The following is a 25,319-nucleotide window of genomic DNA, read 5'->3' on the forward strand; positions in this document are numbered from 1 at the left end:
TCCACTGGCGCTGTGCACGTTGCCCTCGCGCAGCCTCACGTCCAGCAAGTCCCCCGTCTCCGCGATGCTGGCCACCAGCGGATGGTACATGCGCACTCCATAGTGCCTGTTGTACGCGCTGCCCTCCTGGTGCCCGTGCACATCCACCGGCAGTCCATCCACGTCCACCGTCCCCTGCTTCAGCCGCTCGCCCCCGGGCTGCGCTGCCCTCAGTCTCCGGCCTGTCAGCCATACCAGTGCCTGCCTCAGCACCTCGCGGTTGCCCTCCTGCGCCAGCATGGCTGTCAGCCGCGACAACGTCGGCTGCGAGGCCAGTCCCTCCGGCCTTCCTTCCTCCTGTTTCAGCGGCCCGGTGCTCTTGCTGTCCGAGACCGCCAGTCTCAGCGCCGCGTCCTTGCGCAGCGCGTCCGCGTCATCGATGTCTTTCCACCCCTGCGCCAGCAGCAACAGGTGCGTGCGCACCAACTCCCTCAACGAGTGGGTGATGCGACTCTCCTCGCGCGTGTCCGTCAGCATCTCGCCCAGCCAACGTGTCAGCCCCAGCCGCTCGTCCACCTCTCGCAGCACCACCGCCCCCGCCTCCCCCGTCAACCGCTCCTCCCTCCCCTCCAGCCGCACAGAACCATTGAACTTCAGAGCGAACTCATTGAGGATTTCACCCATGACGCGCCTCCGGCCGATTGGTGCTGGTTGCCTGAACAACACCCATCTACCACTCGGGAGGTAAGGCGCGTCACCCTCTTTCCGAGGTCACCCCGCGTGCCCTATCGTGAATAAGGCGGGGTGGACCGTGGATGCGCAATCAGGGCTGAAACGCGAGCAGTATGGTGTGGTCAGGTGGCGGGATTCAGAAAATTTCGAAATCGAGCATCGGTAACGCCTGGCGCGCTGCTGCTGGCGAGGTGGGTATGAATTCAAGATTGCTCCTCCTGCTCTGTAGCGTGGCCTTCGTGGGCTGTGCCCATCGGCCATGTCAGGTTCTGGGGGACTTGTTTGGTTGCGGCTGCGTCCCCAAGAGGCCGCAGCCGGAACTCCAGGACATGAGCGTCCAGCTTCCCGTCTTCGATCACACCTTGAAGCCGGAGGTGGACGTAGATGGCTACACGCTCCAGGCCATTCGCATCGCGGCGGATGATCTCCTGAAGTCAGGACCGGCGGACCTCCCATGTGGCGAGAAGCAGGTCTCCTACAGGTACCGGGCACTGCGAAGGGGCGACATCATCTTCGTCCGGATCGAGTTCAAGCCGGAGAATTGCGGAAGGACCGTCGGCATGCTCGATGATGGAGCAACCTATGCGATCGGAGTGGATGGACGAATCTTGAGACGGGACCTGGATGGTGGCTGAGGCTCACAGCGTGGCATTCAACTCGAGCACGGGCAGCTTGGGGCTCATGACATCCGGGTACTTGATGCCGGCGCCCGTATTGAGCAGCAGCACGCGCTGACCGGCCTCCAGCCACCCATCGCGCAGCAGCATCCTCGCGGCCCCCACGAGCGCCGCGCCCTCGGGGCAGATGAACGCCCCCTCCATGCGGCTGATGCGCTCCAGTCCCCACATCGTGTCCGCATCCGGCACGGCGACGCAGGTGCCCCCGGTCTCGCGAACGGCCTGGAGCACGAGGAAATCGCCGAGGGCCTTGGGCACGCGAATGCCCTGAGCAACAGTCGACGCGTTCTCCCACTTCTCGGAGACGTCCTTGCCCTCGCGGAAGGCCTTCACGATGGGCTGACAGCCCTCGGCCTGGACGGCGACGAGCTTGGGGAAGCGGACGTTCTCGGGCAGCCAGCCCATCTCGCGCATCTCCAGGAGGGCCTTGTAGATGCCGATGATGCCCACGCCGCCGCCGGTGGGGTACAGGATGACGTCGGGCAGGGTCCACCCGAGCTGCTCGGCGATCTCGTACCCCATCGTCTTCTTGCCCTCGATGCGGTACGGCTCCTTGAGGGTGGCGGCCTCGAACCAGCCGTGGGCCTTGGCCGAGCGGCCGACGATGGCGCCAGCATCGGTAATCTGCCCCCGTACCATGTACGCATTGGCGCCGACGGCGGTGGCCTCCAACACACTCATGGCGGGAGCATCGGTGGGCATGACGAGCGTCACGGACATGCCGGCGCGAGCGCCGTAGCTGGCCCACGCGCCGCCGGCATTGCCATTGGTGGGCATGGCGAGCGCCTTGATGCCCAGCTCCCGAGCCCGGCTCACACCGGTGGCGGCGCCGCGAGCCTTGAACGAGGCGGTGGGATTCAGTCCCTCGTCCTTCAACCACAGGTCGGGCAAGCCAATCTCCGCGCCGAGCCGCGGCAGGGGAAACAGCGGCGTCATGCCCTCGCCGAGCGTGACGATGTTCTTGTCATCGCGGACGGGGAGCACCTCGCGGTAGCGCCACAGCGAGGAGACGCGGCCGGCGAGGTCGGAGGGGCGCACGGCGCGGGCGACGGCCTTCAGGTCATAGCGCACGAGCAGCGGGCCGCCGCAGTCGCACAGGTTCTGGACCCGGTCCGCGTCATGCGTCTTGCGGCAGCGCGAGCACTCGAGATGGGAGAGGAAGGACATGGCGGCCTTTTAGCGGACGAAGCGGGCCATTGGCTCGACGCTGATCTCGAACTCGGAGGCGAAGGTGTCTCCGGGGGCGACGGTGAGGAGCCCCTGGTGCGTCTGGAGGGCGCCACCGGGGGCGGTCCAGGGCTCCACGCAGACGAAGTCACGGCCCTCGAGCGTCCACACCACGAGGGTGGTGAAGGAGGGGCTCCAGGCGAGCTCCACGGGGCGCAGGCCGGGTCCGCGCTCCAGCGTGGTGCCGTGCAGCGAGTGATCGAGCAGGTGCATGTCCACCTCGGGCCCGGTGAGGTCCAGGCTGGTGAAGGCGACATGGGCAGCCTTGCGGTTGTCCCAGGCGCGAGAGGCATCGGTCTCGACGCTGGCGGAGGCCTTGTTGGCCTGGGGGACGTGGAAGTACGGGTGGTAGCCGAGGTGCAGGGGCATGGGCAGCGAGTCGCGGTTCTCGGCGCTGAAGGACAGGTGGAGCGCGGAGCCGAGCAGCGTCACGGCGAGGCGGGCCTCGAAGCGCCAGGGGAACTCGCGCAGGGTCTGCTCCGAGTGTCCGAGCGAGAGCACCACGCGTGAAGTGTCCTGGCCGCGCACCTCCCAGGGGAGGTCACGGGCGAAGCCATGGCGGCGCATGGGGTACTCGCGGCCCTCCGCCGTGTATTTGTTCCCGGGGAGCACGCCGGGGGCGGGGAAGAGCACGGGGATGCCGCCGCGCACGTTCTTCGTGGGGTCGGCCAGGGTGCTCTCGTCGAGGAAGAGGATGGGCTCGCCCTCGACGATGAAGCGGCTGACGAGCGCTCCGCGCTCGGGGACGATCTCCGCACGAGAACCCTCATCCGTGAGCACCACCATGTTCTCCTCCAGGAGCGCCGCGCCGGACGTGGCGCGGGTGCCGGGCTTGTACCAGGAGAAAGCCCGCGTTCACTCCGGGAAGAGCCGCGCCATGTCATCTTCCAGGCAGGCCTGGCCGGGGATGAGCAGGGGTGTGCGGCCCGGTGCATGAGTGCATGCACATCCCGCTACAGGGGAGCGGCGAGTGGAGTGTCCACCCTGGCATGTCCGATGCCACGCACCTCGGCTCTGGTGAACCACGCGAGCCTCTACGCGACCAGCGACTCGAGCGACGGGGAGGACCCATCGGCCCGCCCGGGCCCGCCCGGGCTCAATGGAAGGTGGCCACCACCGCGTTGTGGTCGGTGGCCTCGCCCACGTCGATGACCTCGGTGCTGACGAGCCGCTCGGCCATCCGGGGCGAGGCGAAGATGTAGTCCGTGCGGTAGTCGATCGTCACCCCGTTGCGGACGCGGCGCGCGGTGACCCAGGCGGGCGAGGCGGGCCGGTGGCGCAGGGTGTCCACCCAGCCGAAGGCCTCCACGTCGTCGATGACGTCGAAGCGGGGCGGGTGGCCGTACTTGTCCACGCCCGCCAGGCGCAGCTGATCGGCGAGGTCCACGGGGTAGGGGTCCCTGCGGGACAGGGAGTTGAGGTCCCCCGCCAGCAGGTAGAGGCCCTCGCGGAAGGCGGTGGGGTCCAGCAGCGAGCGCAGGTAGCGCGCCTCGACGAAGCGGAGCGTCTCGTAGTGCGCGTCGTAGTGCGTCCCGAAGAACGTGAGCGGACCCTCGCCGGTGTCGAACTCGCACTGCACCAGCGCGTGGCCGATGAAGTGCGGGTTGTTGTGCACGCGGATGGAGCGGGGGGCCATGCGGCTGAGCACGGCCACGTGGTAGCAGTTGCCGCTGCCTCGCGGGCGGGCGGAGCCCAGGTGGGCGTGGATGGCGCCCTCGGGGCCCAGCGTGGCGGCCACCTGGCGCAGGCGCTCGCCATCGTCCCAGCCCAGACACTCCTGCAGCACCAGCAGGTCCGGGTTCTGCTTCGCCACCAGGGCGAGGAGGGACTCGAAGCGATCCTGCCCTCCGAAGAGGACGTTGAGCGTCATCACCTTCAGCGTCATGGGCCCTCTTTACCCCGGCGAGCCACCCAGGCGCCGCACCCGGATGAGCTCTCCCACGATGGACACGGCGATCTCCTCCGGGGTCAGCGCGCCAATCTCCACGCCCATGGGCGAGCGCAGCCGGGCCACGGCCTCGCCGGAGAAGCCCGCGGCCTTCAGCCGCATCCGGAAGCGCTCGGCCTTGCGCCGGCTCCCAATCACCCCCAGGTAGGCCGAGGGCTTGTCCAGCAGCGCCTCCACCACCGCCTGGTCCAGCGGGTGGTCATGCGTGGTGATGCAGAAGCAGTGTTCGGCACCCCCGCTCAGTGCGCGCGCGTAGTCGGCGGGGTCCTTCAGCACCAACTCGATGCCAGGGAAGCGCTCGGGGGAGGCCCACTCGGGCCGGGCGTCCACCACCGTCACCCGGAAGCCCACCCGGTGCGCCAGCAGCGCCAGCTCCCGCGCCACGTGCCCCGCGCCGAACACCGTGAGCCGCGGCGGCGCTCCGTGCTTCTCCAGGAACACCTTCATCCGGCCCCCACAGCACATGCCCAGCTCGTGCGTGAGGTGCGTCTCGATGACGCGCGTGCTCTCGGCGGACTCCAGCAGGGCCCGCGCGGCCTGGATGATCTGATGCTCGATGGCACCACCGCCCACGGTGCCCCGCAGGCTCCCATCCCCGAGCACCACCATCTTCGAGCCCGGCTTCTGCGGCGTGCTGCCGGCGCTCTCGATGACGGTGGCCAGTACGAACGGACGGCCCTCGGCCACCAGGGCCGCCATCTGCGCGTAAAGGTCCATGGCAGGGGACACTCTACCCCCGCCCCGGGCTAACCGAAGAAGACCTGGGCGACCTCGAAGAACTCCTGGGGCACCTTCTTGAGCTCCCGGGTGGCCTCCGACAGGTCCACGCTGACGATCTCATTGCCCCGGAGCGCGGCCATCTTGCCGAACTCACCCCGGGCCACCATGTCGCACGCGTGCACGCCGAAGCGCGTGGCCAGCACCCGGTCATGGGCCGTGGGGGCGCCGCCGCGCTGGATGTGGCCCAGCACCGACACGCGCGTCTCGTAGCCCGTGCGCCGTTCGATTTCATTGGCCACGATGGCACCCACGCCACCGAGCCGGGGCCGGCCGGCCTCGTCCAGCGCACCCGAGGTGACCAGGTGCTCCTGCTGGTCCTCGCCCGCCTTGATGCGCGTGCCCTCGGCCACCACCACGATGGAGAAGGAGCGCCCGGTGGAGTGCCGGTGCTGGATGTGCTCGGCCACCCGCACCAGGTCCGCGGGGACCTCGGGGACAAGAATCACGTCCGCGCCGCCGGCCATGCCCGCGTAGGTGGCGATCCACCCCACGTGCCGCCCCATCACCTCGCACACGATGACGCGCTTGTGCGACTCGGCGGTGGAGTGCAGCCGATCAATGGCCTCGGTGGCGATGGTGACGGCGGTGTCGAAGCCGAAGGTGAAGTCCGTGCCGTTGAGATCGTTGTCGATCGTCTTCGGCACGCCGACGATGCGCAGGCCCTCCTTGGCCATGCGCGTGGCGGCCGAGAGCGTGCCCTCGCCGCCGATGGCGATGACGGCGTGGATGTCATGGCGCTCGATGGCGCGTTTGACCTTCTCCAGGCCGTTCTCGACCTTGAAGGGGTTGACGCGGGAGGTGCCCAGGATGGTGCCACCGCGGTGGAGGATGCCGGAGGTGGTCTCGCGCGTGAGGCGGAAGTGGTTGTCCTCGAGGAGACCCTTCCACCCATCGCGCAGGCCCATCATCTCGAAACCATGGGCGCTGGCCCGGCGGACGACGGCGCGGATGACCGCGTTGAGGCCGGGGCAATCACCCCCGCCTGTCAGGACGGCGACTTTCATGAGGTAGCCCTTCTAACCCACCTTCAAGACGATTCATGCGTGAAGTTGACGCAAACCGCCCGCCAGCCACGGTGGCATCCGGCCAGTGGGGCAGGGCCAGGTTGGAACGGAGGCGGGCGGGCGGGGCCCCCCCGGGCCGTGGGCCTACCCATGCGGCCTCTTCCCCCGGGCCCCATCCAACGGGTGACACGTTCCTTGGTCGGGTGCCGGGGCCTGGCCTATGCTGGCCGGCGCCTTGAACGTCCGCGTCTTCGCCTCCGAGCAGGAAGCCGTCGCCGCGTGCGCGGCCCTCGTCGCCGCCGCGATCCGGGAGAAGCCCTCCCTGGTGCTCGGGCTGCCCACGGGCCGGACGCCGCTCAACGTCTACCGGGAGCTCGTGGCGCTGCACCGGCGCGGCCAGGTGGACTTCTCGCGGGTGACGACCTTCAACCTGGACGAGTTCCTCGGGCTGGCGCCGGACGACCCCAGCAGCTACCGGGCGTACATGGAGCGGCACTTCTTCCAGCACGTCAACCTGGCACCCGAGCGCATCCACTTCTTCGACGGGAGCGCGGAGCGGGCCGAGCGGGAATGTGTGCGCTACGACCTCGAGCTGGCGGAGGCGGGAGGGCTGGACCTGCTCCTGCTGGGCATCGGGCCCAACGGGCACGTGGCCTTCATCGAGCCGGGGGACGGCCTCCAGGCGGGCAGCCACCGGGCGCGCCTGTCGCGGGAGTCCCGGCAGGCGGTGGCCTCGCTCTTCGGGGAGGACGTCTGGAAGGTCCCCCTGGCGGCGCTCACGCTGGGCATGGCGCCGCTGCTTCAGGCGCGCCGCGTCATCCTGCTGGCCTTCGGGGTGAGCAAGGCGGCGGCGGTGACGGCCATGGTGCTCGGCCCCATCACCCCCATGTGCCCGGCCTCGTTCCTCCAGCTCCACGGCAACGTGGAGGTGTGGGTGGACGCCGAGGCCGGACGGGGCCTGGACGGCTCGCGTTAGTAGCCGCCGCTGGCCACGGACTGGGAGAAGCGCTCGCGCACCAGGCGCAGAAGGCCGAGGAACCCGGCGCGGTCGCTCATGCCGTCCACGGCGCCCTCGGCGAGCGGCTCGGCGGTGGCGAGGCTGAGGGAGCGCTCACCGGCCGGGCCTGACGCTTCGCGGCGGGAGTGGACTTCGTGGGGGGAGCGGGCTTCGCGGGCCGGGGAGGAGGGCGGGGCCGGAGGCGCTCGTAGTGGGTGAGCACCCGGGCCACGTAGAACTCCGTCTCCCCGTTGCGAGGGACGCGGCCATTCACGTTGCCGGGCCCGGCGTTGTAGGCGGCCACCGCGAGCCGTACGTTGCCCCGGTAGCGCTCCAGCTGCTCGGCGAGGTAGCGCGCGCTGCCATCGAGGGCGGGGGCCGGGTCGAAGGGGTCCTCCACGCGCAGCTGGCTCGCGGTGGAGGGCATGAGCTGGCCGGGACCCATGGCGCCCGCGGGGGAGATGCGGTGCGGCTGGGTGTTGGACTCCACCTCGACGAGTGCCTCCAGCAGGCCAGTGGGGAGGCGGTGGCGGCGCTCGGTGTCACGGATGAGGGGCGCGAGCTCCGGATGCCCCTCGAACAGGCACGAGGACCGGTGGCGCGCGTACGCGGACAGGGCGTGGGCCTTCTGCTCCAGGAAGGACAGCGAGAGGGGAGACACGGAGGTGTCGCCGAAGAAGGCCACCGCCAGATTGAGCAGCACGAGCGGCAGCAGGGCGCACAGCGCCACCTTCACCCAAGGAAACCCGCTGTCCCGTCTCCGCCGCATGGCCTCCTTCCTTACGGGCGCTCGGGCCTCCCGTCCAACTTCCGGCGGCCGGGCCTGTGCCCTGGGCGGGGTGGCGTCCTCGTCCTCGCGTACACCCGACGCGGCGCGGCGCGGTGGTCATTATTTTGATGACAGAGGATTGGCACTTGAGGCGGGACGCCGCGGAGGCCCGGGGCGTCTCGCGAGGAGCAGTCGAGATGATCGGACTTCCACTGGGCCTGGTGTACTCCAACTTCGGGGAGTGGCTGTTGCACCGGTACGTGTTGCACGGGCTGGGCAAGAGACACAAGAGCTTCTGGAGCTTCCACTGGCACGAGCACCACCAGCGCTCGCGGCGCCACGAGATGGTGGACGCGCAGTACCGGGGGCCGCTGTGGAGCTGGACGCCGCAGAGCAAGGAGGTGCTGGGGCTGGCGGCCATCGTGGTGGGCCACCTTCCCCTGCTCAAGTGGGCGCCGTGGTTCGTGGCCTCGGTGTGGGCCTCGACGGTGCTGTACTACGTGGTGCACCGGCGGGCGCACCTGGACGAGAACTGGGCGCGCGAGCACCTGCCGTGGCACTACGACCACCACATGGGGAAGGACCAGAACGCCAACTGGTGCGTGACGTACCCGCTCTTCGACTACGTGATGGGAACGCGCCGCAAGTACCTGGGGACGCCCGCCCTGGCCGAGGCCCGGGTCCCCGCCGCTTGAGGGAACCCCCTCCCGTGCGAAGGGGAGGGGGCCTCGGGGACTTCGAGTGAAACGTCAGGCCGGCTGCGTCGTGGGAGGCGTCTCCGCCGCCGGAGTCTGAGCCGGAGCCGACTCCGCCGGGGGGGCCGGAGGCGGGGCGCTCATGGCGGCCTGGGCGCGGCGGGCCATCTCCTTCGGGGTGAGGTCCTCCTTGTGGGTGGCGATCTGCCACTGGTGGCCGAAGGGATCGATGACGATGCCGTAGCGATCGCCCCAGAACGCGTCGCCGATGGGCATGGCGACCTTGGCGCCCGAGGCCAGCGCTTGGTTGTACAGCGCGTCCGCGTCACGCGTGTAGATGAGCAGGCTCGACGAGATGCCGCCGACGCTCAGGGGCGAGCGGGAGCCCATGTTGGGGAACTCGTCCGAGTACATCACGATGGAGTCGCCGATGCGGAACTCGCCGTGGAGGATCTTCCCGTCCGGCGTCGTCAGCGCCTTGCCCACTTCCTTCGCGCCGAAGGCCTTCTTGTAGAACTCGAGGGCCTCCGGGGCGCCGCGCACCACGAGGCTCGGCGTGACGATGTGGTAGCCCTTGGGAATGGGCTGGGCCTTCTTGGCCTTCTTGGCGGGGGCCTTCTTGGCGGGGGCCTTCTTGGCCGCCGCCACCTTGCTGGTCACCTTCGTGGCCACCTTCTTGGCCGCCGTCCGAATCTTCTCCGCTGCCTTCTTCGTGGCCTTCTTCATCGCCATGGTTGTTCACCCCTTGGGAACTTCACATCGCGTTGCTGGATGGAAACCATGAAACGAAACGGGGCGGCCTTCAACGGGAACCTCACCGCACTCGTTGGAGGGCTACACCGTGGTGGGACGGTCCTTTCCCATGCCCCCCCACCTTAATGGGGGCCCTGGGGCCGCGTCTGCTCGTAGATGCGGCGGAGTGTCTCCACGCCGGGATTCAGTTCACGCCGGGACATGGCGTGGACGGCCTCGAGCAGGCGCGCGTTCACCGGCACCGGGATGCCGTGGGCCTTGCCCCGCTGGACCACCTCGCCGTTGAGGAAGTCCACCGGCGGCTCCCGGCCCCGCTCGATGGCCGCCAGCATGGACGAGCGCAGCCGCCGGTACCTCGCGCCGATGGCCAGGAGCATCGCGTGCCGGCCCACGAGGCTGAGCGAGCCCCGCGCGTGCTGCTCGGACTCCTTCAGCGTGAGCCACTCCAGGTCCACCGTGGAGGCCACCTTCTCCAGCTTCACGTTCTCGGCGCGGGCCACCTGGAAGACCTCGGTGAAGACCTCCATCGCGAGCCGCCGGACGAAGCGGTGCAGCAGCAGCGGCCCCACCCTGCTTCCCCCCACGGTGCCCAGGGTGGAGATGGCGCAGTTGATCGCCAGCTTGCTCCACCGCGCGCCCCGCAGGTTCTCCGTGAAGGCCACCTCGCTCACCGCGCGCAGCACCTCGGCCAGCCGGGCGAGCCTCGGGTCCTGCCCGCCGGAGAGCGCGCCCACCGCGAAGCCCCCCGAGGAGGTCCGCTCGTAGACGCCGGTCTCCGGGGACGACGCGCCCCAGGCCACGATGGCGCCGAGCACCCGGTCCTCGCCCACCACCCGGGCCACCAGCTCCTCGCACAGCCCGTTCTGGAGCACCACCATGGCCCCCTCGGGAGCCAGCAGGTGGGCCGTTTCCCGGGCGGCCGCCTCCACCCCGTTGGGCGGCGTGGCGAGCAGGATGAAGTCGTAGGCCCCCTCCCGGGGCGGCTCGACGAAGACCTCCAGGTGCCCGCGAACGGTGCGCTCGCCCTTCTCGTCGCGCAGCACCGGGCCGCGCGTCCGGAGCACGCGGGCGATCTCCTCGCGGCGGGCCACCGCGGTCACATTCCCGCCGGCCTCCATCAGGCGGGACAGGATGACACCGCCGATTCCGCCACAACCGACGACGAGGACTCGGGGAGCTGTCTGTGCTGGGTCCATGGCCGCCGTTGCCTACCACGAGCCGGGCCCGGACACGCGGCCGCTTCACCAGGAAGTCCATGCCGGGACCGGCGGTTGTCCCCCCGCCCGCGACGCCGCCGGGGCTCGGTCCCTTCAGGACGAGATCTCCGGCCCCCCCCGCGCTAGTATTCCCGTCTTCCCCGCTTCCGCGCCCCCTTCACGCCCCTCTGCCCTCATGACCGCTCGTACCGAAAACCTGAATGTCGCCGGCATCGACCAGATGCCCTCTCCCGCGGAGATCAAGACGCGGGTGCCGCTGACCGAGCGTGCGGCCGAGACCGTGCTCGCTGGGCGCCGTGCCCTCATGGACATCCTGGACCGGAAGGATCCGCGCTTGTTCGTCATCGTGGGCCCGTGCTCCATCCATGACCCGGTGGCGGGGATCGACTACGCGCGGCGGTTGCGCCAGCTCGCGGACAAGGTGAAGGACTCGTTCCACGTGGTGATGCGCGTGTACTTCGAGAAGCCGCGCACCTCCACCGGCTGGAAGGGCTTCATCAACGACCCGCGGATGGATGACTCCTTCCGCATCGAGGAAGGCATGGAGCGCGGCCGCCGCTTCCTGCTGGACGTGGCCGAGCTCGGCCTGCCGGCGGCGACCGAGGCGCTGGATCCGATCGCGCCGCAGTACTACGGAGATTTGATCTCCTGGACGGCGATTGGCGCGCGCACCGCGGAGTCGCAGACGCACCGCGAGATGGCCTCGGGGCTGTCGACTCCGGTGGGGTTCAAGAACAGCACGGACGGCTCGCTGGAGGCGGGCGTCAACGGCATCCTCTCGGCGTCGCGTCCGCACAGCTTCCTGGGGCTCAACGAGCGGGGCGAGTCGGCCATCATCCGGACGCGGGGCAACGGCTACGGCCACCTGGTGCTCCGGGGCGGGGGCGGGCGGCCCAACTACGACACGGTGTCCGTCTCGCTCGCCGAGCAGGCGCTCGCCAAGGCGAAGCTGCCGGGCAACATCGTGGTGGACTGCTCGCACTCCAACTCGTGGAAGAAGCCGGAGCTGCAGCCGCTGGTGATGCGCGACGTGATGCACCAGATCCGCGAGGGCAACCGCTCGGTGGTCGGCGTGATGATCGAGAGCTTCATCGAGGCCGGCACCCAGCCCATCCCCGCGGACCTGTCGCAGCTGCGCTATGGCTGCTCGGTGACGGATGCGTGCGTGAGCTGGGAGACCACCGAGGAGATGCTGCTGAACGCCCACGAGGTGCTGCGCGGCACGCTGCCGAAGCGCCGCGCGGCGTGAGTCCGTTCCGCTCGTGAGGTGACACCGAGGCGCTGACGTTCAGCGCCCGCCGCGCTTGGGCGCCGGAGCCACCTTCCGCGCCGGGCGCTTCGCGGTGCTCTTGCCGGCCGGGCGCTTCGCCGCGCCACCGGCTCCCTTGCGGGCCGCGGCCTTCCGGGGCGCCGCCTTCTTGGCGAGCTGCCGGGGCGGGGTCTTCCGCCGGGGCGCGGGAGCCTGCTCCGCCAGGGGCGAGGCGAGGAGCGTCTCCAGCGCTCGCATCGCATCCACCGTGGTGAAGATGCCCTGCACGCGGCCGTCCTGGGCGACCACGGCGGAGCCGTACTTGTGCAGGGCCATGGTGCGCGCCACCTCGAGCAGCGGCGTCCCCGGCCGCACCGTATAGGCCTCCTGGGACATGGCCTCCTCCACCGCCACCTCCTTCGGGTCCACGCCCTTGAGCGTCTCGATGAGGTGCAGATCCCTCATGGACACCATCCCCACCAGCTTCCCGCCCTCCAGCACGGGCAGGTGGCGGATGGCGTGCTCGTTCATGAGCCGGTGCGCCTCGGCCAGGGGGCTCTGCGTACCAATGGTGTGCACGGTGCGGGTCATGAAGTCGTCGACGGCATGGGTCATGGCGGTTCCTCGTGAGTTCTTCCGCTCACAAGCTAGCAAGGCGCTGGCCATCCTGAAGCCGGGAGCGTCCAGAGGTGAGGCCCATCTGTCCGGCGCGCAGCGTCTGCGTCCCGGGCCCGCGAGGGGCGCAAGGGCTGCGTCCCGCCTCCACGGGGCGGGGGGCAACCTGCCCCGTGTGTTTCGTGACATGACTCCGGCGGTCATCTACAGTGAGGTGACCGCAGAAGACACGCGAGAGGAGTCCCCCGAATGCAGTCCGCGACCGCGCTGCCCGGTTTCGAGCGCCTGTTGGAGGTGTGCCAGGGCCGGGCCCATCCCCTGAAGCTGGAGCCCCCGCTTCCCTCCGGCGGCCCGGTGGAGCCGTCCGTGGCGGGGCAGCCGATGGACCCCCAACTGGCGGCCCTGTACGCGCGCGCGGGCTACCTCTGGGTGAGGGACGAACTCTACCTCTTCCCCGCGCGGCACGAGCGGCGGCCCGACCTGCACCGGGTGAACGCCCACTGGCGCAAGGACCAGGTGGCGCCGTTCGGCTCGCTGCTCGTCTTCGCGAAGGATGACCGTCTGGCCTACTGCTACGCCACGGTGCCGTCGCTGTCGGACGCGCGGGGTGTGCAGCCCGTGGTGTGGGTCGACGTCTACGAGGCGCTGTACGCCGTCCCCGTCGCCTCGTGTGTCGACCACTTCTTCGCCACCTACGCCCGCTACCTGGAGACCGCTCCGGCAGTCTCCGCGGACGAGGAGTCCCCTCCACGCCGGATCTTTCCCTGGCATGCTTCCGAGGCCATCGCCCGGGACGCGGAGTTGGTGCGGCGCGTCCAGGCCGGGCACTTCGACTTCCTCATGAAGGAGAGCACCCGGGCGCGCGAATGGGTGGAGGCGTGGGCGGGCAGGCCTTAGATGCGAGGCCCCGAGGGCGATGTGTCTGCCCTCGAGTTGCTGCCCCTGGACGAATGTCTCTGGGCACCCGCCTGCGCCACCCCAACTGGGTGCGCCAGTCCACGCATTTCGTCGTGCAGCGCCAGTCATTGGACTGGGTATGGACCCCCTCCTGACAGGTGCTATCTTCACGGGCGGTTGTCATTTCAAGGGCACTCCGCATGGCGAAGGACTACGCACTCCTCACCTGGAAGCGCCCTGATGAGGAGGTCCCTGGCACTCCACCTTCGGCCACGGTGGCACCGCGACACCAGCCCTTCCTGGGCAGCCCCTGGGCCAGACGACTCCAGGCGCTCCTGCTCGCGAGCTGCCTCATGGCCAGCCAGAGCGCGGCCGGTGGCGACTCGAGTCGCGAGCGGTTGACGCTTTCGGTCAAGGCGCATGCGCGAGATGCAGCGCCCAGTCCCCGCCAGGAAGACTGGCGGGGCCGAGTTCTGTCCCTGCGGGTGGTGGACCCAGGTCTCCTCGTGGTGGAGGCAGGCGATGAAATCATCGCCGCGGGCGCGCTGAACTGGGGCGAGGACATGCGGCTGCGGGTAGACCCGCACACGGCCCACCCGCGGACGACGCTGCCCCGGGTCATGAGCCGAGAGCCAGGCCGGGAGGAGGTGGAGGTAGACGTCCCGGAGGGAGTGGGCGCTGGCGCGCGGCTCACCCTCACTTATGAGTGGACCTGGTACCACACTGGCAAACCCGCCCTGGTGCGGACCTGGCGCCTCCCCCCTGGGGAGGTCATCCCGCCAGAGTGGCTGGACGACGAGCAGGTCCAGACGGAGCGGGATGACACGCCAGAGGGATTGGAAGACGGCGCGCTTGCCCTCCTCTGGGCACAGGAGGCCTCCTTCCCCGTGCAAGTGGACTCGGAGTGGCCCGAACTGCTCTGGGTTCCCGGGTACGCCTCGCGCGAGGAAATAGCCTCGCGGCTCTTCGGAGATGCCGCAGCGGCGGACGCTTTTGACTTCGAGCCCCGTACGCCTTCCTCCGGTGCCGTGGAGGGCCTTCAGGTCTGCGTGCGCGTGCGCCACCCGCCAGCGCTCGTGCCGGAGTTGCTCGCCTCCATGCGCCGTGCCCTGGAGGCGCTGCTGGAGGCGGATGTCGCTTGGAGCCAGTCCCAACGCGCGGTGGCTTCCCTGGACAGGGCCGCGACCGCCGCGCTGGTGGAACGTGGCCTGCGCTGGGCTCAACGCTCGGACATTCTGGACGGGGCAGGGTGGAGCTACTTCGATCGGTACCTCCAAGCGCTCGAGCCTTCAAGCGAGGAGTCTCAGCGCGGGCACATCCTTGGAGAGGCCGCTGAGCCCCTGCGCAAGGCCATCGCTCTGCGCTCCAGACGCTTCAAGGCGAGCTACAGCGTCACGGATGGCTCGCCCGTCCTCGCCCCGGGTAGCGTGGTGGGCCGCTTCTATTTCGCCGATGGCTCCAGCGTCCAGGTGCGCACCTTGCTGCTGCTCACCGAGGAGACATCCCTGGAGCGTGCGGAGCTGCGCGTGCGCAACGCTCCTCGTGGAAGCCCGCGCGTCATCATCCCCGGGGAGGACGGGCTCTGGCGGGGCTACAGCGCCGAATTCAACACCGTTGCCGGGGCCCGCGAGCCACTCGAGCACCCGGAGGGCAATGCCTCCTGGTACTACCCGGGCACGCTCCTCATCCACCCGGGTGACTGGCGGCCGGGGCTGGGGGCGGGTACGGGCGGGTTGGCGGCCCTGCGGCGGGAGCTTCTGCGGACAGCCCTCGCCACGGCGACACCGCAAGCGCCCCAGCCCCTCCTCGCCCTCGACCATGACGTGCTCTCCCTGCTCGCCCCGGACGAGCGTGTGGGCGTCTTCAACACCCTCCTCACGGGCCGTGCGCTCAACTCCGACATGAGGGAGGACGCAGTGCACCTGCTGACGCGTGTGCTGCTGTCCACGCCTGACCCGGAATTCCCCGCCCTGGAGCGCGAGCTCACCTCGAGTGGGGCGCTGCAGAAGCTGCTCGGCAGCAACGCACCGGACAACAAGGTGTTGCTGGGGCAGGCCTTCACCCAGAAGGCACTCGCCTCGTTTCCCCTCACGCTGGACCTCCTCGAGTCCTTGCCCACCTTCCACCTGGGGCGCGAGGACGAGACGACACACCTGCTCAATGTCCCCGCTGGGTGGGTGTCCACGGTGTTGGTGTCCCCCGAGGCGTGGGAGGTGCAGCAGGGAGTGCGCCTGGGCGCCGAACCCGCTCTGCCCGGAGAAGAGGTGGGGCCCTCCAGGCGCATGGCGCTGTACTTCCAGCCGGTGCGGCAGGCGTTCCAGGCCCGCTACCTGTCCTCGGTGGACGAGGCGCCGCGCAGCCGGGCTCTGCACCCACTGGAGTGGGCGCGGGTGGAAGTCCATGGGCCACAACCGCGCACGCACTTGATGACGGCCATGGAGCTGGCCCTGCTCGCTTCCACACCGGACGCGTCACTTCGCTGGTCGGCAGTGAGCCGCATCGGCGAGATGCACATGGTGTACGGCGCCGTGTCGGCCCTGGCGCGGGCGCCGCTGCTGACAGGCGCGCCCGCCACGGCAACACAAGGCGGCACGCTGGCGGCGGCACGCGGAGCGGCGGTGCGCCTCTTCGCGGGCCGCATCTCGTTGGTGGCGACCCTGGCGGTGGTGGACACGTACCGGGACGAGCTGTCGCGGACGCCGGAGGGACGGAACCTTCTCGCCGTGCATGAGCTGGCCATGGCGGCGCTGGCTGGCCGGGACATCTACAAGCTCGCCACCTCGGGCATAGGACGTGAGCTGGTCCACCGGGGAGGGCTGGTGTTGAGCGCGGCTGGCGCCCGGGCCTCGTCCGGAATGCGTGAGTCGGTGGAGTCCGTCCAGGCCCTGGTGAAAACGCTGGAGCGAGCGCTCGCCGAGGGAAAGGCCGTTGCGACACCGGAGGGACTGCGGTTTTCCCTTGCTGGGGGCGCCGAGGCCTTCAAGCAGGCCTTCTTCGCCATACGGGGGGAGATGGCCGCCGCACGGGTCCTCGGGGGCATTCGCGGCGCGGGGCTCGCGGTACAGCAAGCCGAGAAGACGCTGGAGGCGCTGAAGCTGCTCGCGGCGGAGGGCCAGGATCTGGCGCTCGCCTACAACGCGGTGGCGCGGCGCGCGGCGGCTCTGCCGGCCGACAAGGCCCAGGCCTACCTTGCCGGGGTGGAAGCGCTGCGCGCCGCTACCCGCGGTACGGCGAAACCAGCGCTCGCGGAGTTGCTGAGGCGCTCGGGAGCTCCGAGCCTGAAGGACCCGCTTGCATTCCTGAAGGAGTCCGAGTGGCTCGTCAGTCACCCGGAATTGGAAGCCGAGGCAGTGATTGAACTGGCGAGGAAGGCGCGCAGGGCGAGCGTGGACCTGGGTTGGCTGCTCGCGACAAACCTGCCGATGGAGGACCTCAACTTCATGGCCAGGAACGAGAAGATGGTTTGGGGACTCTTCCGGCGCGCGGCGGCGGAAGCGGCGAACTTGAAGCTTCAACTGCAAGCGCGTGAGCAACTCCGTGGCGTCGCCGTGGAGATGCTGACAGAGCGCAATGCGCAGAAGCTCTTCCCTGGCTTCCGGCTGTCCGGGCGGCAGGTGAGACTGAAAGAGGGGCACATCATCGACAACGAGCTGACAGCGATGGGGGGCTCGCGGCTTCAACATGGGGTGGAAGCAAAGGGATGGAACGAAAACCGATGGCGCCAATCGCTGGACACCTGGAGGGCAAAGCAGGGCACTCGGAAGCTCAATGAAGCACAGGAGGCGTTGGCGGAAAAACTCCAGCACCTGCTTGACCAACTCGCGGACGCCGCGAAGTCCCCCCGAGGCAACCCGTTTCTTGTCGTTACCGACAAGCTGAGTGGACCGACCCGAGATAAGTTGGAGAGATTCCTGGAGAGACATGCGCCAGGTACGCAACTCATCCAGATCGAGGAAGCGGAGATCCTGAACAAAACGAAGCAGTTGCGCGCGGCACTCAGGCTGCCGGAAGACCTGTCTGGAGGTGCGCCATGAGCCGGTGGCCTCTCTGGGCGGTCCTGGCTCCAGGTGAGCCCGCCCGACTGGAAGGCCGGGCCCTGGGCATCGTGATGCCTGACTGGGACGAAGAGGACGGAGGAGAACTGCCCTTCGAGGTCATCCCGGGCAGTGGCGGCTACCACGCTATCGTGGGGACGGACCCCAGGGACGTGGGCACCGAGATGCAGATCGCCGAGAAGCTCTCCCTCGAGTGCACCGAGCCTGTGTACTCGATTGAGCGCGCCAACGACCCGTGGACCGTCATGTCGTGGCGAAAGGGGGTGCTGGAGCTCCTCGATGTGGGCCCGGACGCTCTGGCGAAGTCCCTTGGCTGTCCTCTGCCAGAGAGAGAGAGCCCCGGGGACTCGCCCGCGAGGACGCCCCTGCAGACTGTCGCATTGGTGGAAGGAGTCCGTGCACAGGAGGCTCGCCGCGCGTTGGAAGAAGATGCTGACGAGTCACTTCCTCCAGGGTACTACCGGCTCGAGGACTCGCCGCGAGGACTCCTCATTGCCAGCGGCACAGGCGACATAGGGTATGCCGATATGACTGTGTCGGAGCGGTTTCCTCATGCAACGGTGTATGCGGTAACTGCTTCGCCGAATCTCGAGATGTTCTTCGTTACCGTTTTTCGCAAAGGCGAGAGTGTTGAAAGATTCGCGCAGCCGCGGCCTGTGATTTCGTCTCGGCCCACCGTCAACGAAATCAAGGGCGAGCGCTCGCCCGAGCGGATCCTCGCGGCGCTGGGCATCCCGGCGGAGTGGTTCCGGAATCAGTGAGGGGCGCCGGATTCAACCGCTCGCGGATTGAGCGTCCGTTCGGGTGGGCGGGCGCCGCCGTCAGAAGATGAAGTCGAAGTAGTGCACCTCGGCCCGGAGCCCGGCGCAGGCCAGGATGTCCGCCGTCCACGCCCGGGCGGGCAGGGTGCCCTGCGTCTCGAACACCAGCTCCAGCCGGTCCTCGCGCGCCAGCTCCGCCACGCTCGCCGCCTCCACCCCGCGCAGCGTCAACTGCGTGGGCGAGAACGCCTGCGACGGCTGCTGGTACTCGAGCAGGGTCCGGATGACCTCGTCCGCTCCCACCCGCCTCAAGGACACCTTCGCGGACTCCAGCCCGCTCAGGTCCACGCCGCCCCCCGTCACGTCCAGTTGGAACAGCCTCAGCCGGAAGTCCGTCTCGAGCCGCCCCTCGGGCAGGTCCGCGCCCAACTGCCCCAGCGGGAACTCGAAGACGTACGTGAGCGTCCGAGTGTCCGGCCCGGCGGCGGCGAATTCGATGCTCCGCTGGCTCTTGCAGATCTCCTCCGTCTCGGCGTTCACCACGAAGAAGGTGTCGGCGATCTTCCGGCAGCCGGGAGCGAACAACGTGAGGGCGGTCGACAGCAGGACGCGGGAAAGGGCACGCATGGGGGAGCCTGTCAGTTGAAGTAGATGAGGAGGCCCAGCTTCGCCACCGGGCTGGAGAGGCCGATGTTGAGCGGCCGGGCGGTGAGCTCCGGATCCTCCCCGGCCTCGCGGATGAAGGCCTTGGCGTCGGCCACCTCGATGAACCAGTAGCTGATGCCCACGCCCCCGAAGATCGTCACGTAGCGCGCGGGCGAGAATTCCAGCCCGACGTGGCCGCTCACCTGGTGGTAGCCCACCTTGCGGATGGCCGTGGCCGGCGTGGTGGGCTGGCCGTGCAGCTGTGTCAGCAGCTCCTCGTAGTCCGCGTTGAAGTAGTAGCCGTACTCCAGCTCCAACACCGGGGAGATGAGCAGCTCGAGCGGAATGAGGCTCAGCCCACCGCGCGCCCCGAAACCCAGGTTGTTGCGCGTGGCGCCCACGTGGGCCCGCGCCCAGCGCCGGGGATGGATGAGGGCCGCGATTCCAATGCCCTCGGGTGCTCCCGCCACCAGCCTCATGCCGAACCGGGTGTTCCACGGCGGCGCGGCGTCCGGATCCGTGGGCGCGGGCGTGGCCACCGTCTCCTCCTGCTCCGTGTCCGGAATGTCCAGGTCCTCCGGGTCCTGCTGCGCCCGGGCGACGGGTGACACCGCCAGCATCAGCAGGCAGGTGAGCGCGAGGCCCGCTCTGCCCGGACCGCCCCTCGGGTTGATTGTCGTGCGCATCGCTCCGTCCCCTCCGGACCATCCCGGCCCGGAGCGAATCATTCGCGAGCCGGGGCCCGGAGAGAAGCCGCGAACACGGGGTTCACTTCCCGGCAGGGCAGACAGGCGGACGGGGCGGGGCCGGTGGGGGGGAGACATCGGCCTGCCCTCGGGGAGGGCTCGACCCACCGGTGGGGTCTGCTACGGTGTGCCCTCCGGGTGCCGCTGGCCCGTGGAATTTCTCGATGCTCAAGAAGATCCTGATCGCCTCCGCGACGCTGGTGGGGCTGCTGCTCGCCATCGGTCTGGTGCTGCCCTCGACGTTCCGCGTCGAGCGCTCGACGACCCTCCAGGCTCCGCCCGAGGCGATCTACCCCTACGTGGCCAACCTCGAGCGCTGGCGCGAGTGGGGGCCCTGGCGCGCGGAGAAGTACCCGGGCAGCCAGTGGGTGTTCGGCGGGCCCCGGGAAGGCGTGGGCGCCGTGCACGGCTGGAGTGGCGGGAGCGTGGGCAACGGCACCCTGTCCCTCACCCGGGCGGATCCGAAGACGGGCGTGGCCTACGACATGTCCGTGGAGAACGGCCGGTATCTGGTGCACGGCCACATCGCCTTCGCGCCCGAGGGCCAGGGCACCCGGGTGACGTGGGTGGACGAGGGCGACATCGGCCGCAACCCTTTCGCGCACTACCTCGTTCCCCTCATCCGCTCGAGGCTCGGCGGTTACCTCGAGGAGGGCCTGGCCGGGCTCGCGAAGCGGGTGGCGTCCGGCCCGCTCCCGGCCGAGGCCCAGCCCGAGCCGGCGCCCGCTCCGGTTCCCGTGGAGCAGGCCGAGGCTCCGGCACCGTCCACTCCCGTGCCGTCCGCGCCTCCTCCGGTGGAGGTCGCGCATGCGCCCGACGCGGGCGAGGGCGCTGCTCCGGTGGCCGTGCCTCCGGTGGAGGTCGCGCACGTGCCCGATGCGGGCGAGGGCGCTGCCCCGGTGGCCGTGCCTCCCGCGCCCGAGGGTGGAGCGGCTCCTGCCTCGCCGGGCCCGGGGGTTCCCTCCGGCGAGCAGGCGCCCGTGGAGTCCTCGCCCACTGTTCCGGCGCCGACTCCCGCTCCTGCTCCGGCTCCGGCCGAGGGGCAGACGGCGTCGCCGACCTGACACCGGTGGGCCGCGCGCGGACGCCACGGGCCCGCGCACCCGTTATGCTGCACGGCCACCATGTCCGAGCGCGTGCGCACAGAGGTTTCCTCTGGCTCCCGTGGGGAGTTCCCCTCCGCCGAGGACATGCGCCGTCAGCTCGAGGGCCGTGTCGAGGTGGTGGAGGCCTCGCGCGAGCGCTACGCCGCGCTGGAGTCGCTGCTCTCGGGCGCCAGGTGGAAGCGCCGCCTGCGCGCGCAGCCCGGTGCGCTCGACGCGGTGCTGCGCCACGAAGCCGCCTTCCACGAGGCCATGGAGCGCATCCAGCACCGCGCCCGGGTGGACGGCTGGCCGGTGCACTCCCCGGTGCTCGCCATGAGCCGGGACGTCTGGATGCTCCGGAGCCGGCTGGAGGCGCTCGTCCGCAAGCGGCTCGATGAGCTGGCACCCGTCTCCGGTGCGCCCTCGCTGGTGGAGGAGCTCACCCGGCTCGATCGGCTCGTCTCCGAGGCCATTCCCCTGGAACCCATTCCGGGCGAGGTGCGCCTGCTCGAGGGCGACACGGCGGACGCCGCGTTCGCGCTCCGGCTCTATGTGTCGATCATCGGCGCGCTCGCCCTGGGGCCGGCCGCCCACCGTCTGGGGGGAGAGCCCCTGGCCTTCGCGCTGCTGTCGCTGCTCGTCGCGAACATCGTCCATGGCGTGTTGCGCTCCGGCAGATACTGGCTCACCAGCAAGCGGCTCGTGTGGAGGCCCTACACGGGCGAGCCGGTGCAGCTCTCGCTGCGCTCCATCACGGAGGACGGCCTGCGGACCTCCTTCCTCGGCGTGCGCGTCCTGGGCGAGCGGAAGCTCTTCATCCAGGACTCGGCGCAGGGCCATCTCCTCGCGGTCCTGCTGGAGCTGCGCCGTCATCCGCTGCTGGACTCCGCGCGCACCGAGCGTCTGGCCGACGTGCTCTGCTACGAGGTGACCTTCAAGGGGATGGCCCTGCCGGGCGGTGCGTCCGACAGGGGCTACGCGGTGCTCCGTCCCGGTTACGTCGCGTTCCTGCCGGGGAACCGGGGCACGCAGGCGCTGCGGGCCATCACCGGCTCGCGCTCCTCCCCGAAAGTGAGGGCGGGCGAGATACCGCACGTCATCGAGCAGCTCCGGTATCTGTCCTCGGAGGCGGAGTTCGATGCGTGCGTGCAGCGCGCCGTGGCCGCCGCGGGAGGCGTGCGCTGGAGCGCGTGGGATTCCCGCTACGACGCGAGCGCCCCGGTGTGGAAGGAGATCCGCCTCGAGGCCCAGACACCTGGCTCGGGCCAGGGCTCCCTGAGTGGCAAGGTGGGCTGGAGCCTGCAGGCGGAGGCCGTGCGGCTCCTGGCGGACTGGCCGAAGCGCTGAGTGTCGGCGCACCGACGCGCCCACCTCCCTTTGGACCAGTTCCTTGGACCCTGGCACGTGGCCAGTCTCGCGGCACTCCGAGAAAGGGTGCGAGAGCCAACTCTCGAAATCCCCGGAACCTCGGCGAAGGGGCCTATGATCGACGAAGTCGATCAGCGCTTGAAAAGCTGGGTGGGACGGGTGCTCGGTGATGCGCCCGTCTCCCTGTCCGCGCCGGACAGGGACTCCGTGGACCGGCTCGTGGGGCTCTATCTGTTGGAGCTCGCTCCGGCGCCGCCGCCCCGCACGTCGCGCCGGCCGCCGCTCCGGGTGTCGCTCTGCTACCTCGTCACCGCGGGCGGGGACTCTCCGGAGCGGGCCCACCACCTGCTGGGCGAGCTCGTCTTCGCGGCCATGGAGGAGCCGGGCTTCGAGGTGGACCTGTCGCCCGTGCCGGTGACGCTGTGGTCGGCGCTGGGGATACCTCCGAGGCCCGCCTTCCGCCTGCGCGTGCCGCTGGAGCGCGAGCGTCCGCTGCCGGCCATTCCGCGCGTGCGGGTGCCGCTCATCACGCGGACCGTGCCGGGCACGGTGCTGCTCGGCCGCGTGGTGGGGCCAGGGGACATCCCCATTCCGGATGCCCAGGTGGAGCTGCCGTCCATGGGGCTCCACTCGCGCACCGATGCGAAGGGCCGCTTCCGTTTCGCCTCGGTGCCCGCCGACACGCCGCTCGGACGGCTGGAGGTGCGTGCGAAGGGGGCGGTGCTCGCGGTGCGTGCCGAGGAGCTCCCCACCGAGGAGGGAGCGCTGTTGGTGCGCCTGCCGTTGAAGGAGGGATGACGTGGCGACGAGCTATCTGACACCCGGTATCTACATCGAGGAGGTGTCCACCGGGCCCAAGCCGCTGGAGGCCGCGGGGACGAGCACGGCGGGCTTCGTGGGCAGGGCCCCCAATCCCGGCGCGCGCCTGCACGAGCCGGTGGCCATCAACAACTGGTCCCAGTTCGTGAAGGAGTTCTGCCAGGGCAAGGAGGTGAAGAGCACGCCGCTGTCGCTGGCCGTGTATGGCTTCTTCGAGAACGGCGGGCGGCGCTGCTTCGTCGTCAACATCGGCGACAGTCCCAGCCTGCTGGGCAGCGGGCCCAAGCGCGAGGGCCTGGACGTGCTGCGCGAGGTGGACGAGGTGGCCATCGTCGCGGCGCCCGGCTACACGGATCCGGGCTCGTACAACGCGCTGCTCACCCACGCCGAGCAGATGATGGACCGGGTGGCCGTGCTGGACGCACCCGAGGACGCCACCGTGGAGCGGCTGTGCGAGGTGGGCACGGTCTCGGCCCCACCGGCGGGGAAGGAAGGGGAGGGCGGGCCGGGGCCACGCCGCTCCCGGGGCGAGCGGGCCCGGGACTCGAAGTACGGTGCGTACTACTTCCCGTGGGTCTCCCTGTACGACCCGTTCGACCGGAAGCGGCTGGTGAACGCGCCGCCGTCCGGGCACATCGCGGGCATATACGCGCGGGTGGATGGGACGCGCGGGGTGCACAAGCCCCCGGCCAACGAGGTGGTGAACGCGGCCGAGGGCCTGGCGACGCCGTTGACGCGCGAGGAGCTGGGCGTGCTCAACCAGTGCGGCGTCAACTGCATCCGCTTCTTCCCCCGGGACGGCATCAAGGTGTGGGGCGCGCGGACGCTGTCGAGCGACCCCGAGTGGCGCTACCTCAACGTGCGGCGGCTCTTCTGCATGGTGGAGGAGACGATCGGCCAGGGAACGCGCTGGGTGGTGTTCGAGCCGAATGATCTGTCGCTGCGGCGGGCTGTCGTCCGGGACGTGAGCGCCTTCCTGCGGCGGCTGTGGCGGGACGGGGCGCTGGTGGGCCGGACGGAGCAGGAGGCGTTCTTCGTGAAGTGTGACGACGAGACGAACCCGCCCGAGGTGGTGGATGCGGGGCAGTTGGTGTGCGTCATCGGGATCGCGCCGGTGAAGCCGGCGGAGTTCATCATCTTCCGCATCGGCCAGCACTCGGGCGGTGTGGAGCAGACGGAGGAGGTGGCCGGTGGCTGATCCGAAGCAGGCGGAGACTCCACCCCCGCAGGAGGCGGGTGCGCAGCCGGGGACGTTGGTGGACCCGATGCGCGCGTACAACTTCAAGCTGGACATCAACGGGGTGAACGAGGGGCACTTCACCGAGTGCCACGGGCTGGAGGTGCAGGTGAACGCGCTGCGCTACCGCGAGGGCGGAGCGGGCGCGGTGGTGCGCCGGCTGGCTGGCCCGGTGGCGTATGGGGATGTCACGCTGCGCTACGGGCTGACGACCTCGCGCGAGCTGTGGAACTGGTTCATGGAATCGGTGAACGGCACGCCGAGCCGCAAGAACGTGTCCATTCTGATGACGGGGCCGGACGGATTGACGGAGGTGTTCCGCTGGAACCTGGTGGATGCGTGGCCCTCGGGGTGGAAGGGGGCGGCGCTGGATGCGCTGGGGCAGATGGTGGCCATCGAGTCCGTCACGCTCGTCTTCGAGTCCATCAACCGTGGCGGCTGACGGAGCGGACAAGAGCCGGGGCAGGGCCCTGGTGCGCACGGTGGCGCGGTGGGTGAAGGGCTGGGCGGAGTCCGTCCTGAACGAGCCCCCCGTGGAGGTGCCCGTGCAAGACTCCCTCTCCCTCTGGGAGAGGGGTGGGGTGAGGGATTTCCCGCCGCCGGACGGAGACGGAGGACCCCCGGAGCACTGGAGACACCTGGTGCAATCCACGCGGCGAGGCCCGCCCGCGGACTGGGTGGAGCGCGTGCGCCGTGGAGCGCCGCATCTGCTCGAGGGACTGGAGCTGGAAGAGGCACAGCCGGTCCCGCCCGGGATTCCGCCCGAGGCCGTGCCTCCAGCGCCCCGGGTTCCGGTCGTGCCTCCGAGGCGGGAGCCCATGTCTGTCGTTGCTTCGATTCCTGCTCCCCATGCGCGGCCCCGTGTTCCTTTGTCGAAGCCCTCGCTTCCTGTCCGTGAGAAGTCCGGGAGCGTCCCGCTGGTGCGGCCCGCTGTTCCCCAGGCTCCGGTGAGCACGGCTCCTGCCGTGCGGCATTCCGCTCCCGTGCCCGCGTCGAGCGCCGGACCGCGCACGGGTGGGCTCGTGCCTCGTCCACCGATGGAGCGCGAGACGGTTGCTCCGGTG

The 25,319-nt window shown here is 69.9% G+C and carries 24 protein-coding genes; 12 read left to right on the plus strand and 12 right to left on the minus strand.

From position 1 onward, the window contains the following. Positions 1 to 663 (minus strand): transposase (locus VFZ09_RS09730; RefSeq protein WP_329727235.1); only part of this gene is annotated, 663 nt, incomplete at its 3' end. A gap of 377 nt (positions 664 to 1,040) precedes the next feature. Between VFZ09_RS09730 and VFZ09_RS09735 the strand changes: the two genes are divergently transcribed. Next, positions 1,041 to 1,346 carry a hypothetical protein gene (locus VFZ09_RS09735; RefSeq protein WP_043406688.1) on the plus strand — a complete coding sequence of 102 codons (306 nt, stop codon included), beginning with the start codon at positions 1,041 to 1,043 and terminating at the stop codon, positions 1,344 to 1,346. A gap of 3 nt (positions 1,347 to 1,349) precedes the next feature. On the opposite strand, the gene VFZ09_RS09740 is transcribed toward VFZ09_RS09735, so the two are convergent. From VFZ09_RS09740 to VFZ09_RS09760, 5 genes are all read right to left on the minus strand, one after another. Continuing rightward, entirely contained in the window at positions 1,350 to 2,555 is a 1,206-nt protein-coding gene (locus VFZ09_RS09740) for a threonine synthase (RefSeq protein WP_329727236.1), read from the minus strand. 9 nt (positions 2,556 to 2,564) lie between these two features. Further along, positions 2,565 to 3,401, minus strand: a complete 837-nt coding sequence (locus VFZ09_RS09745; protein ID WP_329727237.1) for an aldose epimerase — start codon at positions 3,399 to 3,401, stop codon at positions 2,565 to 2,567. A 310-nt stretch (positions 3,402 to 3,711) separates the two neighbouring features. After that, positions 3,712 to 4,500, minus strand: a complete 789-nt coding sequence (locus VFZ09_RS09750; RefSeq protein ID WP_329727238.1) for an endonuclease/exonuclease/phosphatase family protein — start codon at positions 4,498 to 4,500, stop codon at positions 3,712 to 3,714. Between the two features lie 9 nt (positions 4,501 to 4,509). Continuing rightward, on the minus strand, positions 4,510 to 5,280 hold the full coding sequence (xdhC, locus tag VFZ09_RS09755) for a xanthine dehydrogenase accessory protein XdhC (protein ID WP_329727239.1): 771 nt from the start codon (positions 5,278 to 5,280) through the stop codon (positions 4,510 to 4,512). Between the two features lie 29 nt (positions 5,281 to 5,309). Then, positions 5,310 to 6,347: an ATP-dependent 6-phosphofructokinase gene (locus tag VFZ09_RS09760; protein WP_329727240.1), complete on the minus strand. Its 1,038-nt coding sequence runs from the start codon at positions 6,345 to 6,347 to the stop codon at positions 5,310 to 5,312. Between the two features lie 235 nt (positions 6,348 to 6,582). Here VFZ09_RS09760 and nagB point away from each other — a divergent pair, with 235 nt between their 5' ends. Then, the gene (nagB, locus tag VFZ09_RS09765) at positions 6,583 to 7,323 is read left to right on the plus strand and encodes a glucosamine-6-phosphate deaminase (protein WP_329727241.1); all 741 of its coding nucleotides are present in this window, start codon (positions 6,583 to 6,585) and stop codon (positions 7,321 to 7,323) included. 76 nt (positions 7,324 to 7,399) lie between these two features. On the opposite strand, the gene VFZ09_RS09770 is transcribed toward nagB, so the two are convergent. Further along, on the minus strand, positions 7,400 to 8,113 hold the full coding sequence (locus tag VFZ09_RS09770) for a lytic transglycosylase domain-containing protein (protein ID WP_329727242.1): 714 nt from the start codon (positions 8,111 to 8,113) through the stop codon (positions 7,400 to 7,402). Between the two features lie 197 nt (positions 8,114 to 8,310). Here VFZ09_RS09770 and VFZ09_RS09775 point away from each other — a divergent pair, with 197 nt between their 5' ends. Beyond that, on the plus strand, positions 8,311 to 8,808 hold the full coding sequence (locus VFZ09_RS09775) for a sterol desaturase family protein (protein ID WP_329727243.1): 498 nt from the start codon (positions 8,311 to 8,313) through the stop codon (positions 8,806 to 8,808). Positions 8,809 to 8,862: 54 nt separating this feature from the next. Here VFZ09_RS09775 and VFZ09_RS09780 read toward each other — a convergent pair whose 3' ends face one another. Together VFZ09_RS09780 and VFZ09_RS09785 are read right to left on the minus strand one after the other, a co-directional pair. Continuing rightward, entirely contained in the window at positions 8,863 to 9,540 is a 678-nt protein-coding gene (locus VFZ09_RS09780) for a VOC family protein (protein WP_329727244.1), read from the minus strand. A gap of 143 nt (positions 9,541 to 9,683) precedes the next feature. Next, positions 9,684 to 10,757 (minus strand): 2-dehydropantoate 2-reductase, encoded by a 1,074-nt coding sequence (locus VFZ09_RS09785; RefSeq protein WP_329727245.1) that lies wholly within the window; start codon positions 10,755 to 10,757, stop codon positions 9,684 to 9,686. A gap of 196 nt (positions 10,758 to 10,953) precedes the next feature. On the opposite strand from VFZ09_RS09785, the gene VFZ09_RS09790 reads away from it, so the two are divergent. Continuing rightward, complete coding sequence (locus VFZ09_RS09790) at positions 10,954 to 12,027, plus strand: 3-deoxy-7-phosphoheptulonate synthase (RefSeq protein ID WP_329727246.1); 1,074 nt, start codon at positions 10,954 to 10,956, stop codon at positions 12,025 to 12,027. Positions 12,028 to 12,066: 39 nt separating this feature from the next. Here VFZ09_RS09790 and VFZ09_RS09795 read toward each other — a convergent pair whose 3' ends face one another. Continuing rightward, entirely contained in the window at positions 12,067 to 12,642 is a 576-nt protein-coding gene (locus VFZ09_RS09795) for a CBS domain-containing protein (RefSeq protein WP_329727247.1), read from the minus strand. Between the two features lie 249 nt (positions 12,643 to 12,891). On the opposite strand from VFZ09_RS09795, the gene VFZ09_RS09800 reads away from it, so the two are divergent. The 3 genes from VFZ09_RS09800 to VFZ09_RS09810 all read left to right on the plus strand — a co-directional run bounded on the left by VFZ09_RS09800 (position 12,892) and on the right by VFZ09_RS09810 (position 18,355). After that, positions 12,892 to 13,539 (plus strand): hypothetical protein, encoded by a 648-nt coding sequence (locus VFZ09_RS09800; RefSeq protein WP_329727248.1) that lies wholly within the window; start codon positions 12,892 to 12,894, stop codon positions 13,537 to 13,539. Positions 13,540 to 13,739: 200 nt separating this feature from the next. Next, positions 13,740 to 17,573, plus strand: a complete 3,834-nt coding sequence (locus tag VFZ09_RS09805; RefSeq protein ID WP_329727249.1) for a hypothetical protein — start codon at positions 13,740 to 13,742, stop codon at positions 17,571 to 17,573. Next, positions 17,570 to 18,355, plus strand: coding sequence for a hypothetical protein (locus VFZ09_RS09810; protein ID WP_329727250.1), 786 nt, complete (start codon positions 17,570 to 17,572; stop codon positions 18,353 to 18,355). The genes VFZ09_RS09805 and VFZ09_RS09810 overlap by 4 nt, the downstream gene beginning before the upstream one ends. Before the next feature lie 60 nt (positions 18,356 to 18,415). On the opposite strand, the gene VFZ09_RS09815 is transcribed toward VFZ09_RS09810, so the two are convergent. Together VFZ09_RS09815 and VFZ09_RS09820 are read right to left on the minus strand one after the other, a co-directional pair. Next, a complete protein-coding gene (locus tag VFZ09_RS09815) occupies positions 18,416 to 18,982 on the minus strand; it encodes a hypothetical protein (RefSeq protein ID WP_329727251.1) in 567 nt (188 codons plus the stop codon). An 11-nt stretch (positions 18,983 to 18,993) separates the two neighbouring features. Then, positions 18,994 to 19,686 (minus strand): hypothetical protein, encoded by a 693-nt coding sequence (locus tag VFZ09_RS09820; RefSeq protein ID WP_329727252.1) that lies wholly within the window; start codon positions 19,684 to 19,686, stop codon positions 18,994 to 18,996. A gap of 224 nt (positions 19,687 to 19,910) precedes the next feature. Between VFZ09_RS09820 and VFZ09_RS09825 the strand changes: the two genes are divergently transcribed. The 5 genes from VFZ09_RS09825 (at position 19,911) to VFZ09_RS09845 (ending at position 24,697) form a co-directional block, all read left to right on the plus strand. Then, positions 19,911 to 20,810 carry an SRPBCC family protein gene (locus tag VFZ09_RS09825; RefSeq protein ID WP_329727253.1) on the plus strand — a complete coding sequence of 300 codons (900 nt, stop codon included), beginning with the start codon at positions 19,911 to 19,913 and terminating at the stop codon, positions 20,808 to 20,810. 126 nt (positions 20,811 to 20,936) lie between these two features. Beyond that, a complete protein-coding gene (locus tag VFZ09_RS09830) occupies positions 20,937 to 22,178 on the plus strand; it encodes a hypothetical protein (protein WP_329727254.1) in 1,242 nt (413 codons plus the stop codon). A gap of 135 nt (positions 22,179 to 22,313) precedes the next feature. Further along, positions 22,314 to 22,997 carry a carboxypeptidase-like regulatory domain-containing protein gene (locus tag VFZ09_RS09835; protein ID WP_329727255.1) on the plus strand — a complete coding sequence of 228 codons (684 nt, stop codon included), beginning with the start codon at positions 22,314 to 22,316 and terminating at the stop codon, positions 22,995 to 22,997. Position 22,998: 1 nt separating this feature from the next. Beyond that, complete coding sequence (locus tag VFZ09_RS09840) at positions 22,999 to 24,216, plus strand: phage tail sheath family protein (RefSeq protein WP_329727256.1); 1,218 nt, start codon at positions 22,999 to 23,001, stop codon at positions 24,214 to 24,216. Then, positions 24,209 to 24,697: a phage tail protein gene (locus VFZ09_RS09845; RefSeq protein ID WP_329727257.1), complete on the plus strand. Its 489-nt coding sequence runs from the start codon at positions 24,209 to 24,211 to the stop codon at positions 24,695 to 24,697. Before VFZ09_RS09840 ends, VFZ09_RS09845 begins: the two co-directional genes overlap by 8 nt. The last annotated feature ends 622 nt before the right edge of the window (positions 24,698 to 25,319 follow it).

The organism is Archangium sp. (assembly GCF_036277355.1).
In the GTDB taxonomy this organism is placed as follows: domain Bacteria; phylum Myxococcota; class Myxococcia; order Myxococcales; family Myxococcaceae; genus Archangium.